The organism is Pseudoalteromonas tunicata (genome assembly GCF_002310815.1).
In the GTDB taxonomy this organism is placed as follows: domain Bacteria; phylum Pseudomonadota; class Gammaproteobacteria; order Enterobacterales; family Alteromonadaceae; genus Pseudoalteromonas; species Pseudoalteromonas tunicata.
This window is the reverse complement of record NZ_CP011032.1, coordinates 99,050-113,635: the sequence shown is the minus strand read 5'-3', so window position 1 is coordinate 113,635 and position 14,586 is coordinate 99,050. Positions and strand designations below refer to the sequence as shown.

General features: G+C 41.1%; 11 protein-coding genes. 9 read left to right on the top strand and 2 right to left on the bottom strand.

Features of this window, described 5'->3' with window-relative positions; genetic code table 11:
* Positions 1 to 218 precede the first annotated feature (218 nt).
* The 9 genes from PTUN_RS00495 to PTUN_RS00450 all read left to right on the top strand — a co-directional run bounded on the left by PTUN_RS00495 (position 219) and on the right by PTUN_RS00450 (position 10,843).
* The gene (locus PTUN_RS00495) at positions 219 to 1,682 is read left to right on the top strand and encodes a sensor histidine kinase (RefSeq protein ID WP_009839259.1); all 1,464 of its coding nucleotides are present in this window, start codon (positions 219 to 221) and stop codon (positions 1,680 to 1,682) included.
* Complete coding sequence (locus PTUN_RS00490; protein WP_009839260.1) at positions 1,651 to 3,003, top strand: sigma-54-dependent transcriptional regulator; 1,353 nt, start codon at positions 1,651 to 1,653, stop codon at positions 3,001 to 3,003. Before PTUN_RS00495 ends, PTUN_RS00490 begins: the two co-directional genes overlap by 32 nt.
* A gap of 362 nt (positions 3,004 to 3,365) precedes the next feature.
* The gene (locus PTUN_RS00480) at positions 3,366 to 3,854 is read left to right on the top strand and encodes a hypothetical protein (RefSeq protein WP_009839262.1); all 489 of its coding nucleotides are present in this window, start codon (positions 3,366 to 3,368) and stop codon (positions 3,852 to 3,854) included.
* A 293-nt stretch (positions 3,855 to 4,147) separates the two neighbouring features.
* Positions 4,148 to 5,626 (top strand): 4-hydroxy-3-polyprenylbenzoate decarboxylase, encoded by a 1,479-nt coding sequence (gene ubiD / locus PTUN_RS00475; protein ID WP_009839263.1) that lies wholly within the window; start codon positions 4,148 to 4,150, stop codon positions 5,624 to 5,626.
* 54 nt (positions 5,627 to 5,680) lie between these two features.
* A complete protein-coding gene (fre, locus tag PTUN_RS00470; RefSeq protein WP_009839264.1) occupies positions 5,681 to 6,394 on the top strand; it encodes an NAD(P)H-flavin reductase in 714 nt (237 codons plus the stop codon).
* 103 nt (positions 6,395 to 6,497) lie between these two features.
* Positions 6,498 to 7,304, top strand: coding sequence for an alpha/beta hydrolase (locus PTUN_RS00465; protein ID WP_009839265.1), 807 nt, complete (start codon positions 6,498 to 6,500; stop codon positions 7,302 to 7,304).
* 201 nt (positions 7,305 to 7,505) lie between these two features.
* Positions 7,506 to 7,913, top strand: coding sequence for a CBS domain-containing protein (locus PTUN_RS00460; RefSeq protein ID WP_009839266.1), 408 nt, complete (start codon positions 7,506 to 7,508; stop codon positions 7,911 to 7,913).
* A 92-nt stretch (positions 7,914 to 8,005) separates the two neighbouring features.
* Positions 8,006 to 8,878 (top strand): AraC family transcriptional regulator, encoded by an 873-nt coding sequence (locus tag PTUN_RS00455; RefSeq protein ID WP_009839267.1) that lies wholly within the window; start codon positions 8,006 to 8,008, stop codon positions 8,876 to 8,878.
* A gap of 141 nt (positions 8,879 to 9,019) precedes the next feature.
* Entirely contained in the window at positions 9,020 to 10,843 is a 1,824-nt protein-coding gene (locus PTUN_RS00450; protein ID WP_009839268.1) for a winged helix-turn-helix domain-containing protein, read from the top strand.
* A 75-nt stretch (positions 10,844 to 10,918) separates the two neighbouring features.
* Here PTUN_RS00450 and PTUN_RS00445 read toward each other — a convergent pair whose 3' ends face one another.
* A complete protein-coding gene (locus tag PTUN_RS00445) occupies positions 10,919 to 12,565 on the bottom strand; it encodes an SUMF1/EgtB/PvdO family nonheme iron enzyme (RefSeq protein ID WP_009839269.1) in 1,647 nt (548 codons plus the stop codon).
* Between the two features lie 206 nt (positions 12,566 to 12,771).
* Positions 12,772 to 14,577, bottom strand: a complete 1,806-nt coding sequence (locus PTUN_RS00440; protein WP_009839270.1) for a lipoprotein N-acyltransferase Lnb domain-containing protein — start codon at positions 14,575 to 14,577, stop codon at positions 12,772 to 12,774.
* Between the last annotated feature and the right edge of the window lie 9 nt (positions 14,578 to 14,586).

Below are 14,586 nucleotides of genomic sequence, written 5' to 3'. Positions count from 1 at the left end.
ATAGTTGAGGATAATCTCCTGATATCAGGAGATTTGCTTGCTGATATCAGGAGCGAAACCTTCAACTCATTGATAAGAAATCACATCCAGTCTAATTTCCCTTTAATTACATGAAGTTAAAAATTAATTTTTTCTATCTATGTTGGAATGTTTCTTGATAGATAATACGAAGGCATTTATGTTAACCAAGCGGTTTGGTCAACAATTAAGGGGTTAAAGTGAGTATTAAACGGTATTTTATTTTAGGGATCAGCGTTATTTTTTTATTACTGGCCACAAGCCAAGCCTTGTTAGTTTTGTATTTTAAAGACCAAGTACGCCAAGACATCAGTAAACAATCCCAGGTCATTACTAAAAAGCTCATCAACAAAGCCCGAGACAGTCTCAATGAGCGTATTTTCGAATTTAAAGGCTCCGCCCCTAAAATGGTGATGATTACCGATGAAATTACGCTATCAAATACCAGCACACCGCCGCCCCCTAAACCAGTCTCAGCGCCAGAGCCGATTGCCCCCCCCATGGAGCCAACAACAGAAATACAAAAATTTGAGTTTGAAATTAATACGAATAGCAACACATCTAATGGCCCGCTCAAAGAGCATCAACTATTCGAAATCCGCCAAGAAGAACTCTCTGATGAACTCAATACCATTTTTATAAAACTCGAAAACGACGATAATATTCAGCACGTCATTAATGGCGAGTTTCGTAGCCTCACCACCAGCAACAGTTTTGAAAAGTTTGCTGAACTAATTTTATGGAGTATCGTCATTTCGAGTTTAGTGGCCATTGTATTCATGGCCTATTTCGCTCATATGCTTACTCGCCCTATTGCGGCGCTAAATGCAGGGTTTGTAGCTCTTCGCAATGGCGAACTTGGTTGCCAAGTCACACCCCAAGGCGTAGCTGAAATTGCATCGTGCATTACCCAATTTAACCACACCAGCCAACGTTTAGCACAATTGAGCGAAAGTGAAAAACAACTCGAACAACAGCGCCAGCTTGTTGAGCTTGGCGAGCTAAGCCGAGCAGTAGCGCATTCCTTACGTAACCCAATTCATACGTTAGGGCTTACGCTAGAACAATATTGGCAAAGTGAATCCGCGCAACAGCAACAACATTTGCAACACATTGCCCACAATAAAATCGCGCATCTAAATAAAAATATTACCGCCTTACTAACCTTAAGTAATAATGATGTCCGGCGCGATCAGCTAGTGCCTATTACGGCAGTGATCCAAGATATTTTATTAGAACTTGGCAGCGAACAAGCTCGCTTTGTCCTCGAACTCGATCATACACTTAACATTTTTGGTCTTGAATCAGAAATTCGCACCATACTGCATACAATTATCGTTAATGCTGTCGAAGCCAATCATTTAGTAAGCAATACTATAAAGCCAGTTAAAATAAGCAGCCACCAACAAGCAGAACAACTTATTATTACGGTACAAGATAATGGCCCAGGTTTTAGTGATGCCATTTTAGCGCACTTATTTGAACCCCATATTAGCAGTAAAGCCGATGGTGCTGGCATGGGGCTTTACTTGGCTAATCGCATTGCGCACTTGTATTATCAAGGCTCTATTACGGTTACTAATCAGCAAGATGGCGCAACGGTGACCATTATACTCACAACAGGGACTCACCATGAGCACTCAAACCCCCATTTTATTGGTTGAAGATGACCACGCACAAAATGAACTGATCAGTGCCATGTTAAGCGCGGCGAGTTATCAGGTTTTTAGTGCCTTTAGTGTTGAAGATGCCATTGTGCTACTTAAGCAACAGCCACATATTAAACTGGTCTTTACCGATTGGAAGCTAGGCCAATTAAGCGGACTTGATTTAATCAATTACATTCGCGGCAACAAGCTCGAACACGGTATTGTGGTCGCCACGGCTTATGGCTCAATCGAACATGCCGTACAAGCCATCGACCAAGGGGCTGATGATTATTTAAGTAAACCGTTTCAGCGCCAAGAGCTACTGTTAGCGCTCGCTAAGGCCAATAAGGCCAGCCAATTACGTCTCACCAATCGGCAACTCAATAACCAATTAACCGAACAAAGCAGCTTAGTCGATATCATTGGCCATGCTCCTTGCATGCAAAAAGTATTTCAACGCATAGAACGCGTCAGTGCCACCAGCGCAACGGTATTAATCAGTGGTGAAAGTGGCACCGGAAAAGAGCTCGCCGCTCGCGCATTGCATCAACTCTCTCACCGGAGTAACCGGGCTTTTATTGCCATCAATTGTGGTGCAATTCCAGAGAACCTCGCCGAGTCAGAACTATTTGGCTCAGTTAAAGGGGCATTTACCGGCGCAACCCATGATAAACAAGGCAAATTTACCGCAGCCGATCAGGGCACTATTTTTCTTGATGAAATAGCCGAACTAAGCCTGAGCTTACAAACCAAACTACTGCGTTTATTACAAGAAGGAGTGGTCACTCCGATTGGTGCTAACCACGAGCAAAAAATTGATGTCCGGGTCATTGCCGCAAGCCATAAAAACCTCCACCAAATGGTGCAAGAAGGCGAATTCAGAGAAGATTTATTTTATCGGCTTAATGTAGTGCCTATTCATATGCCACCGCTGCGCGAACGTACCGAAGACATCCCTCGTTTAATTCAACACTTTTTAGCCATGTTTAGTCAGCGTTATGGCATCAATGACCTGCAATTAAGTAGCCAGCTACTTAAACAGCTAATGCAATTTAATTGGCCCGGCAACGTTCGCCAACTCTCTAATACCTTAGAGCAGTTTGTACTGTTACAAGATGAAGACGAACTGCTAGACACACTCAAAGCACACCATACCCCAACTAACAACGCCACACACTTCACCTTGCCAAGTGATGGCATTGAATGGGATAGTTTTGAAAAAAACCTGTTACAACAAGCCCTCAACCGCGAAGCAGGCAATAAAACCCAAGCGGCGAAATTGCTTGGTCTAAACTACAAACAGTTTTTATACCGCTTAGAAAAACACGCGCTGTAGTACACAACTCAAAGGGTGAGCCTGAAAAACTCCCCCCTCCTCCCACCTACAGCGCGCTTTAGCGGATCGCACTAAATACAACCATAACTCAGTAAAATAAAAGGCTTGCACTTAACAGGCCGCGCTAACTGCGCTCAAATATCAGCCTATCAATAACCACCATAATATTCATCTGGACTTACATATCACATTGCAACAATGTTAAAACCTTGTTATTAAAGATAAAAACCCCCAGAATCACCAGCGCGCCCAAAACGGGCGACACACCAAAAAGCCGCCCAAAATCAATTAAAAACGCGATAAAAACGCTATACACCCGCTCAATATCGCGTACTATGACGCGCCTAACAAAAAGGATTGTCATGTCAAAAATATCTATTAGTGGTAATGGTTTAAATATTGAACGCGAAATTAGCGATGAATTAGCAAAAGAGATTGCCATTATGGTCCTGACCAGAGGTGAAATCGTTAAAAAAGAAATAGTTAAGCCAGCTCACACGATTAAATCTACAGCCAAAGAAGTAATGCCTGAATTTGTTGATTTTGCCAAAGCACACAACGCACAACGCGCGTGTGAGCTTGTAGCCTGCGTGGCCGTTTATTTAGAACAACAAGGCAGCCCTGTTTTTAGCAAAACGCAATACCGCGAGTATTTTAAAGAGGTCAGGCACAAGCCATCAACCAACGCGCCTTCAGATTTTCAATGGGCGCTTGATGCTAACTGGATTAGTCGCATAGCTGACGATGAATATAAAATTACCGCAATCGGTAAAAAAGTTGTCAGCGAGAAATTTCCCAATACCGTAAAAGGCTCAACCAGAAGAAAGAAAACCACCAACCTTGAAGGTTAAGGTTTTGCTTACTTATATAACAAACCCAAACTTAGGTTACTTTTGTTTGCTTCACTAAAGAAAAGCAGCCTAAGGAGAAGAGAGTCAAGGCTCAAGTTCATTTAACGCCAATTTGATGTGAACATAAATGCAGTGAAGCGACATCTTTAAAGTTTTAATTGAACTTCTTTATTTATGATTGATCGCTACCTCACATTAACTGATCCTTCATAACACTTAACGGGTATTATTGGTCACCAAGCGCGCATCTCGTTATAATGCGTAAACTTTTATTTGTGACTGACTGAGCTGCAATGAAATATAAAGATCTTCGCGACTTTATTGCGTTACTCGAAAAACGCGGTGAGCTCGTGCGTATCAAACAAGAAATTGATACTTACCTTGAAATGACTGAAATTGCCGACCGCACATTACGCGCCAAAGGCCCCGCCCTGTTATTTGAAAACCCAAAAGGGTTTGATATTCCTGTATTAGCCAATTTATTTGGTACTCCAGAGCGTGTGGCGCTTGGCATGGGCCAAGAAGATGTCTCGGCATTACGTGAAGTAGGTAAATTATTAGCCTTTTTAAAAGAACCTGAGCCACCAGCTGGATTAAAAGAAGCATGGAGCCAAATTCCAGCTTATAAGCAAGTGCTTAACATGCCAGCTAAAGAAGTTAAAAAAGCGCCGTGTCAGCAAGTGATTTTAACCGGCGATGACGTCGACTTAACTAAGCTGCCTATTCAGCACTGCTGGCCAGGTGACGCTGCACCACTGATTACTTGGGGTTTAACGGTCACTAAAGGGCCGTATAAAAAACGCCAAAACCTCGGCATTTATCGTCAGCAGCTGCTCGGTAAAAACAAAATCATTATGCGTTGGCTTTCACATCGTGGTGGTGCGCTTGATTATCAAGAATTCTGTAAAGAAAATCCGGGACAAAATTATCCGGTTTCGGTCGCATTAGGTGCCGATCCAGCAACGATCTTAGGTGCAGTCACACCGGTACCCGATACCTTGAGTGAATACGCCTTTGCCGGTTTATTACGCGGCAGTAAAACTGAAGTAGTTAAATCGATTTCGAATGATTTACAAGTGCCTGCCAGTGCAGAATTTGTCTTAGAAGGATATTTAACGCCGGGTGAAACCGCGCCTGAAGGCCCTTATGGCGATCATACTGGTTACTACAACGAAGTAGACGAATTCCCAGTGATGACTGTGACACACATCACTCATCGCCAAGATCCGATTTACCATAGCACTTATACGGGTCGACCACCTGATGAACCAGCAATTTTAGGGGTTGCACTAAACGAAGTGTTTGTGCCAATTTTACAAAAACAATTTCCTGAAATTGTTGATTTTTACTTGCCGCCTGAAGGCTGTTCGTACCGTATGGCAATTGTAACGATGAAAAAACAATACCCAGGTCATGCTAAGCGCGTGATGATGGGAGTGTGGTCATTCTTACGTCAGTTTATGTACACCAAATTTGTGATTGTCTGTGATGATGATATCAACGCACGCGATTGGAACGATGTGATTTGGGCCATCACTACCCGCATGGATCCGGCGCGCGATACCACCCTAATTGAACATACACCGATTGATTACCTCGACTTTGCTTCGCCTGTTTCAGGCTTAGGATCAAAAATGGGGATGGATGCCACCAATAAATGGCCGGGAGAAACTACCCGCGAATGGGGTGAACCGATAGTGATGGATCCTAAAGTGAAAGCCAAAGTTGATGACATCTGGGATTCGCTTGGCATCATCAAAAACAAAGCTTAATAGCTGAGCAAAAAACAGCTAAAATAAATAAACGCGTCGTGAAAAGGTATTAAAATGCAACAATTACTCGCTGATGTGATCAGCATCAGCCCACTGACCGAGTTCATTTTTAAAGTTGAACTCAAACCAGCGCAAGCTGCCGAGTTTAAAGCCGGTCAGTATCTTCAAGTAGTGCTTGGCGAAAAGGATAAACGCGCTTTTTCAATCGCCAGCAAACCTAGTCAAACCGATTTACTCGAATTACATATTGGCGCAGGTGTCGCTGATGGCTATGCGCGCCAAGCGCTCGATCATTTACGCAGTCATCATGCTGCGGGCACACAAGCAAACCTTGAAGTGGGCTTAGGTGTATCAGAACTGCGCGAGCAAAGTAGCCGTCCTATTATTCTTTTGGCCGGTGGTACAGGTTTTTCATACGTAAAATCAATGGCTGACCATCTACAAGAAGCAGGCTGCGATCGCCCAGTATTCTTTTACTGGGGTGTAAAAGATTCAAGTGCGCTATACGCCGATGATGAAATGAAAGCATGGGCAGCAAGCAATCCGCACTTTAACTACATTCCAGTAATTGAAAATCCAGCAGCCGATTGGCAAGGCCATAGTGGTTATGTGCATTTAGCGGTATTAAAAGATTTTGTCTCGCTAGTTGATTACGACATCTACATGGCGGGTCGTTTTGACATGATAGGTATTGTACGTGATGACTTTATAAACCAAGGGGCAATTCGCGAACAGATGTACGCCGATGCCTTTGCGTTTATTAAGTAACACCTTGTTATAATGTTTTGAATTGAAAAGCTGACATCGGTCAGCTTTTTGCATTCGCACTTAAATTAATCTATCTTGCTGATTTAATAATGGAGTACTTCGTTTGAATCTGTCTAGCCTTGTTACGTTTTTATCGGCTATTTTACCCACGACTTTAAACGCCACATCAAGTAATGAAACTCTAACACTCGAACATCATACACAAATTATTCACGATGAAGCTCGCCATCGTGATATTCCTGTGACGTTATATTTTCCCAATACAAGCAACTGCAATAAAAACGCTCCTTGTAAAGTCGCTATTTTTGGTGCGGGTTATGGCATGGCTAATACTGATTACACTTTTTTAGCCAAGCAACTTAATCAACAAGGTGTGTTAATGGTATCGATTGCCCATGAGTTAGCAAACGATCCACCGCTATCGCGTGAACAACCTTTTGTTAAAACCCGTAACGAAAATTGGCAACGTGGTGCGCAAACAGTGTTATTTGTGCGCCAAGCACTCAAAAGCCAGTATCCCGAATATAACTTTGATGCAGTGACCTTAATGGGTCATTCTAATGGCGGCGACATTTCGGCTCTCCTTGCTAATCAAGGTCATTCATTTATCGATGCTGTTATCACTTATGACCATCGTCGAGTACCTTTGCCACGCACAAAAGACATTAAGATTTTATCTGTCAGGGCATCGGATTACCCTGCCGATGATAAGGTGTTACCTACTCAAGCTGAACAACTACAATTTAATAGCTGTGTAGTATCAATAGCTAATGCGCGCCATAACGATATGGCCGACCATGGGCCGCAGTGGTTAAAACAACAAATGAGCCTTGTTACAGCTGAGTTTTTACATGGTAAATCCTGTAAAGAGCTTGATGTACTCTTAAACAATCACAATATTAACCAATAAGTTGCCCCAAACTTATATGCCTAAGTGATATGTGGTAATGCCTAGCACTTAGGCATAATTAGCCTCAATACTCGAAAATTACTCCCTCCACATAGATTCATCTAAAAAAATGGTTGTTCTGATATATTTAATCAATTTTTAAAATAAAAACCCTTCATTCATACTCAAACCATCAAAACGACCACTCGCTTGGAGCAGATTATGGATACCGTAAAACAACACCTGATCAAACAACTACCTAATGTCACAGCCAATACAGAAATTACTGAAGCCATAGCAGAACTAAAAAAATATCAATTACTTGGCGCCCCAGTACTTGGCAACAACCGCGAATTAATTGGCTTTATTTCTGAACACGAATTGCTAAAACCTATGCTAAACAACAGTTATTTTTGTGATGGGGCGATTAAAGTCAAAGACTTAATGCGCACCGATGTGATCGCAATTGACGCAAATATGAGCATTGCCGATTTAGCCGAGCGAATGTTGCAGGCACAACCAAAAAACTACCCAGTAGTTGAAGGCAATAAAGTAATTGGTTTAATAAACCGCAGCCAAGTGCTAAGCGCACTAGCAGCAAGTTATTTACGCTGCCAGTCAGTAAGCTAAGGTGACTTGAGTTCATAAAACCGCTCAACATAGCAAACATTGTCAAATACACTTAGGGTACAGTGAGGTGAGTGACGCAATAGGAGCTAAATATGCGAGCATCGACCCAAAGTAATTATCAGCAGCGTTTAAATCGAGTAATTGATTATATGTATCAACATGTTGCAGACAATCTCGACATCAATACGCTAGCTGATATCGCATGTTTATCGCCCTATCATTTTCATCGAATTTATCGTGAAATGGTGGGCGAACCAATTAATGTTTCGGTCAGACGAATGCGCCTAAGCAAAAGTGCAGCTCTACTAATTCGTACCAATAAATCATTGGCAGAAATAGCAAAAGAGTCGAGTTACAGTGGTATCGATGCATTTAGCCGCGCGTTCAGTAAAGAGTTTAATGTTAGCCCTTCACTCTACCGCAAAGAAAGCCAAGCAACTTTAGCGTCACATTATCGACCCTCCATTCACCACAAGGAATACCCAATTATGTACACAATTGACATGATGCCAATCACTGAGCTGACCTTACTTGGCCTTGATCATCAAGGCGATTACATGAACATTGGCCAAACATTTGAAAAGCTATTTATCGCCGCGGCAAGCTTAGGCTTGGTAAACCAAGAGACACGATCATTTGGTCTTTACTTTGATGACCCAAAAACAGTGGCTCAAGCAGATCTCAGATCAACGGCCTGTATCAGTGTGCCTGCAGCTACCGAACAAAACGCAAGCGATCCAAATCTTAAAGTGATCGCCTTGCCTGCGGGCAAAGCCGCAACATTATTATTTAAAGGCCCGTATGCAGAACTCGAACAACCTTATGATTGGCTTTTTGGTCATTGGTTACCACAAAGTGAACTGGAACCGCTCGATTTTCCGCCATTTGAAGAGTATCTCAATGATCCAAAAAACACCCCACCAACCGAGTTACTGACACGGATTCATTGTTTGGTAAAAAGCTAATTAGTAACCAGATAACCTAAATCAAGGTTAAGTCATACTTGTGGCTTAACCTTGTTACAACATGAATTGTTTCATAAAAAACATGTTGTTCTTCTTTCAATCAGTTACTATTTGCTCGTTAATTATTGTCAAATAGCAGCTATGCGTTATCACTTTCTCAACTTTGAATTTAATAGTACTCGCCTAATTTTAACTCGTGATGGTGAAGATATTGCTATTCGCCATAACGAAGCTAAGTTGCTGGCGTTGATGCTCAGCCAATCCACTCATGTATTCAGTAAAGAAGAAATTTTAGACGCCATTTGGCAAGATAAAGTGGTATCTGAACAAGCGGTATTTCAAAATATCAGTCACTTACGCAGCCTATTTGGTAACGAAGCAATTAAAACCTTCTCAAAACGGGGTTATCAATGGCAATTAAAAACATACTCAACCGATTATCAAACCAACACAGTACCCAACGATAGTTCTGTCAACAAAACCTTAAATAGTACTGTTGAATTGAACCATAAGCACAACATACCTCGTTATATCGCAACATTTGCCTGCGCACTTTTAGTGCTCATTGGATTTATGCAGCTAAGTACAAATAAAATTGAACAAAATGGCACACTGCATCGCATCGCTTACATTCCCTTTTCGAGCTCTATCGCCAATACACAGCTAACATTAGAAGATACACCGAGATTAGATTTTACCCTGCTGAACTCATATAACAGTGATGACTTTAGCACGACCGCAGAGCAGAGCTACCCTAGCATTAAAGCAACCCACCAAATCATTCTCAGTGGCCAGTTGCGAGCATATAACAATCTGTTCTTTTTAGACTTCAACCTTAAAGGGCCTTTTGACGAGTGGCAAGGTCAACTCAGTGGTAATAGCTTGCAAGATGTAGACAATAAACTGATCGCACACCTGCAAAAACCCTTTATTTATTCACTGATTGAACAGCCCCAGCCACCTGAAATTAAACAAGCCGCATTAACGATTGCACACCAATCAGACCCCAATGACGCGATTATTTTGCACAACCTGATTGCCAGCTACATTGAATTAAATGAATTAGACAAAGCGATGGTGATGACCAATAAGCTGATTTTGCTTGGCGAACACAACCAAAACCCGCAACAACTAGGTAATGCCTATTTAAAACAGAGTGAGATTTTAACGCAAAGTGAGTTAAGTGAATCCAGTGAAGAAAAGCTCAAATTAGCCTTGGTTGAGTTTCAAAAGATTGCTGATTTAAAACGCCAATCAGATACGCTTTATGCATACTCTTGGCTTTACCACCTACGCAATGATTATCCGGCAATTAAACAGAGTTTATTATCTTCAGCCAACTTGGCTTTACAAGCAAATGACAAATCCAGAGAACTCGATGCCCTAACTTATCTATCAGTATTAGCAAGCAAACATCAGCAATCAGAAGAAAAATATCAATACCTTCGCCAAGCAGAAATTAAAATGCGGCAATATAAATTACCTCTTTATTACTATGCGAAAATCCCATTCCACTATGCTATTTTTGCTAAAAGCGACGCAGAAAAAGAGCCTCACTTAAAGCAAGTACTTGAGTTTGCAGCTTTAACGCCAACCCACTGGGTTGCACAAGCCGCACGTGAACAATTACTAATGCTCTACATAGAACGCAATAACTTACTTAAAGCTCAAGCTCTGGTTGATGATATAAAACTTGATACCGCTGAAAATTCTTATCTAAAAGCGCTCTTAGCCAAGGCTGAAGCAAAACCGCAACAGGCACTCGATTATGCCAAGCGCACTTTTGAGCAAGCGCGACTGGCTGGAAAAATCAATTTGAGTTTAGATGCATCACTTTTCTTACTCACGCAGCATCAAAATGAGTCCGTTGATTACGACTTTCATCGCTTATATATCAAAAAACATGCGCCAAAATATTGGATATCTCGCCACCAAGCGACTCTTTCCGATCATCATATCCTCTAATCCCAGCCCACCGCATGCAAAAATAAGCAACAACAGGGATGCTGCTTGAGATCGGTTTATTATTTAGGCTGTTCGCTACTGCAACACCGCCAGCCAATTTAGCTTCCAGTTGTTGTCTAAAGATTTTAATATAAGGGTATTTTTACCTTGTTTTAAATGTACTTGAGAGCCCAATTGTGTTTGCCAGATGCGATAACCTCCGGTTTGTGAGAAGGTATCTGTCGCAACAGGAATATCATTCACTATCACAGCAACCCCTTTAGTGTCTCTAGGTGATGCAACCCGATAGTGCAATCGATACGACCCAGCTTTAGCAACGTCTAGTTGATAAGTAAAACGGCCTTCCTTACTAATACCACCATCGCCAGTTAAGGTGTATTTGCCACTTTCATCAGCCGTCCACATTGAAACGTCAGCCCCTTTGATTTCGGCAGCCATTTCAGCCTCAATACGCCCAGGGACAGCAATCCATCCTGCCTGTGTTATTACGGCTTTACTATAGTGACTTTGTTGATGTTTAGAGACGGCAACCACACGATATTCGTATTTGTGCCCATCGACCATGCCATCGATAAACTGGGTATTCGTCAGGTTGCTAGCTAAGAGCTTAAACATCTTACCTCGCAGCTCATTGCGATATACTCGATAGCTTTCTACTGTTTCAGGATTAGGATGAGACCAGCTCAAAGTAACCAACTTGTTGCTCTGCTCAATTGCCAAGTCAGTAATAGGCTCAGGATAGATATTTAACAAATCACGCCGTGCTTGTTCTTGTTGTTGCTCATATTTCAATTGCGCTAAAAAAACCTTGGTTTGCTGATTTAGTGAAGGCGCTACACCATCTAATGCAATTCTAAATCCATCTACACCACCCGCAAAGTCTTCTGGAATGCTCCCGCGCTCAGCGTGTGGCCAATTATTCCAATGCCAGCTACCACCACGTGTGGATCGATTTTTACAATTAGGTTCAATAAACGCCGAACCATCTCGAGGCGTATGTTGGTAACTAGGCGTATAACAATCAGCTAATAGCTCCAAAACATTACTGATAATATCGTATAAACCATGTGGATTCGGTTGATACATACCAACAATACTGGCATAACCCGAACCATCAACACAGTGATTAATTCCCGTTGACCAATTAACATAGCTAGTATTGCTATCACGTTGGAGTATATTTTCTCCGGTTAAATCAGCAGTATTGGCGTACTTGCATACCTTGGTAGCTGCTTTATCATCTCCAAAGAAGTAATCTGTTTTTGTACCTGCGCGAGCCGCATATTCCCATTCAGCTTCTGTTGGTAATCGGTATGGCTTGCCAGTTTCCTTCGCCAGCCATTGAGTATAGGCATTTGCAACATGCCAGTTGATACAGATCACAGGCTGAAACTCATTGGTATTAAGCGCATTAGTCTGCCAATTACCTTTACTTGCGGGCCTAAACCACGCATTTAATTCATGGCGACATTCCTGGGGAACAGGATAATTAGTCGCAGCAATAAAACGACTAAATTCTTTCATCGTGACTTCATACTTACCCAAACTAAATTCGGGTAATGTCACTGTATGAATTGGTTGTGCACTTTGCTGATGCAAAGACCCCATTTCAAAACTGCCTGCGGGAATCGTTACCATAGCAGGCTCAATTGGCTCACCCGCCACTATTTTATAACTCACGAAAGATAAGCAAACTGCCATGATTATTTTATTTGGCTTCATTAAAAAACGTCCTTTTGAAAAAGTTCGCCTTAGCATGAATAAACTCGACATGAAGTTCTTATAAGAAAGTTATTTTTTATGTAGATAGAAAAATTATAGAAATTAAAATTTTAACACTTTGATTATGAATAAATTTATAACCATTACATAAATTAAGAGTTATTAAAAAGTTGCTCTGAATCTAGGGAGTATTGCTGGGAATAACTCTAAAAATAGTGATTTAACTCTAATGAAAGTATGCTTTTTTGCTGCTGGGTACCGTGTAGTGATTGAGCAAAGAAACTTATAGATATATCTTGGCTGGGATACCAGTTTAACCCGAAGCTTAATGTATTTTGGCTGCTAGTATGGCGCAATTTACCTGAATTATGTTCAGCTTCAACAATTAACTTTAAGTCGTAAACGAGGTTTGCAATAAGACCGGTTTTAACCTGATAAAAAGAATTCAACATTGATAAATCAGCAGCGAGCCCTGCGCCCAACAACGAGTAACTCAATATATCTCGATGTATGCGGTAACTTTTACCTATAGCACCTGAAAACTCTAATGCCGCGTGTGAATCAAGCAAATCATCATAACTTGTGCGATAACCCAAATATAACTCACTAGACAATACCGGAGAAATATCGTTTCCTGCCAGATATGACTTCATTGAATACAAGGTCAATTCATCTAAATCCCAACTTTGCTTATTTAATTCATATTCGACATTCGCTTTCAAAATAATTAATTCTGACTCAGATAAATATTGTCGATTATCACCAAATAAATAATGTCCTGAGCCCAAAAAGCTGAAATTAATTGTTCCATTCTCATCATTGCCGATGTACTTCAAACCTATCGCAGAATCTTGTGGGGTGAGGGCTGGATGTTTATAGCGACTAAAATCAAAACGCGAGCCAGACAAGGACTCTTGCCACGCTTTAATCTCAAGCTGATGGGCAGTTAATGGTTCTAGTTGCTGATCTAAGGTATGGCGAAATAGTACTTGGGCAAATTCAACTTCTAAATCACTTGTTTCTGCATTTAATGAAGCTTGCCAGTGCTCTGGATTTTCAGCTATTTTTCTAATATTTTTTACCGCATCAACATCCATTACATCAATTAATGCTGCAAATAACCAAGTATCTGATGTATCAATATTTGTGCTTTTAACTAAATCTTTATTAAGCGCAGCCTTCACAACATCTACCGGGCTAACAAAAAGACTACGTTCAAGTAATACATCAGGTTTGAGTAACGCAAGCATTTCTAAGGTTAACGTTGCACAGTTAAAAGATTGAAAATAGTAGGTAATATCAACTTCTTTTAACTCCCATAAATGTAGCTGTAATAACTTTATTGCATCAGGATCTGCATCTAACTCAAACTGCCAAAGATTACGTTGCTCGTTTTCTTTGTATTGAATTACGTCTTTATAAAAGGGCCTCACTAAAAAATAGCCTTCCATGCCCGATATCAAACTTTGATACATCAACTTCAATGGATTAAGTGTTTTAATTTCAGTGAAATAAGCTAAGGAGTGCGCAACCTCAGAGCCTCCACTATTGTGACCGCTTGCTTTTAAGAAAATATGACCCATCATACTCGAGGCTGAAGAAGTAACTTCTGAAGAAAAAACGAGCTCTAACTTCTGAAATGGCACAAATTCAATAAAGCGCTTTAACTCACCACATTGCGCCATCAACTCTTCAGGCAAGGTAAATTTAAGCTCAGATGCTAAAAATGTCACTCTGGCAGGAAAACGACAATAAGCAGCTGTTAAATCAGACTGGATTAAGGCTAGCGTTTTTTCTAATTCTAATGACGGGGAAAATTGCCCTGAAGATAATAAAAATGAAGAGTCTGTGATTTGTGCCTTACCCTCCCAACCATGGATTAACCTGTTCCAGGTTGAAGTATTAGCAACTTTAGAAAGTATATCAGCGTCAAAGCTAACGCAGAAATTTGAATAAAAAAGAACAAAAATAAAAAGAGTTGATCGAAACCAACTCCCATTAGTGAAGTGCATTAGAGTATA

Coding starts and splice junctions, on each gene's coding strand:
- PTUN_RS00480 (WP_009839262.1), top strand. CDS start 3,366: ATGTCAAAAATATCTATTAGTGGTAATGGTTTAAATATTGAACGCGAA.
- PTUN_RS00455 (WP_009839267.1), top strand. CDS start 8,006: ATGCGAGCATCGACCCAAAGTAATTATCAGCAGCGTTTAAATCGAGTA.
- fre (WP_009839264.1), top strand. CDS start 5,681: ATGCAACAATTACTCGCTGATGTGATCAGCATCAGCCCACTGACCGAG.
- ubiD (WP_009839263.1), top strand. CDS start 4,148: ATGAAATATAAAGATCTTCGCGACTTTATTGCGTTACTCGAAAAACGC.
- PTUN_RS00445 (WP_009839269.1), bottom strand. CDS start 12,565: ATGAAGCCAAATAAAATAATCATGGCAGTTTGCTTATCTTTCGTGAGT.
- PTUN_RS00450 (WP_009839268.1), top strand. CDS start 9,020: ATGCGTTATCACTTTCTCAACTTTGAATTTAATAGTACTCGCCTAATT.
- PTUN_RS00460 (WP_009839266.1), top strand. CDS start 7,506: ATGGATACCGTAAAACAACACCTGATCAAACAACTACCTAATGTCACA.
- PTUN_RS00490 (WP_009839260.1), top strand. CDS start 1,651: ATGAGCACTCAAACCCCCATTTTATTGGTTGAAGATGACCACGCACAA.
- PTUN_RS00440 (WP_009839270.1), bottom strand. CDS start 14,577: ATGCACTTCACTAATGGGAGTTGGTTTCGATCAACTCTTTTTATTTTT.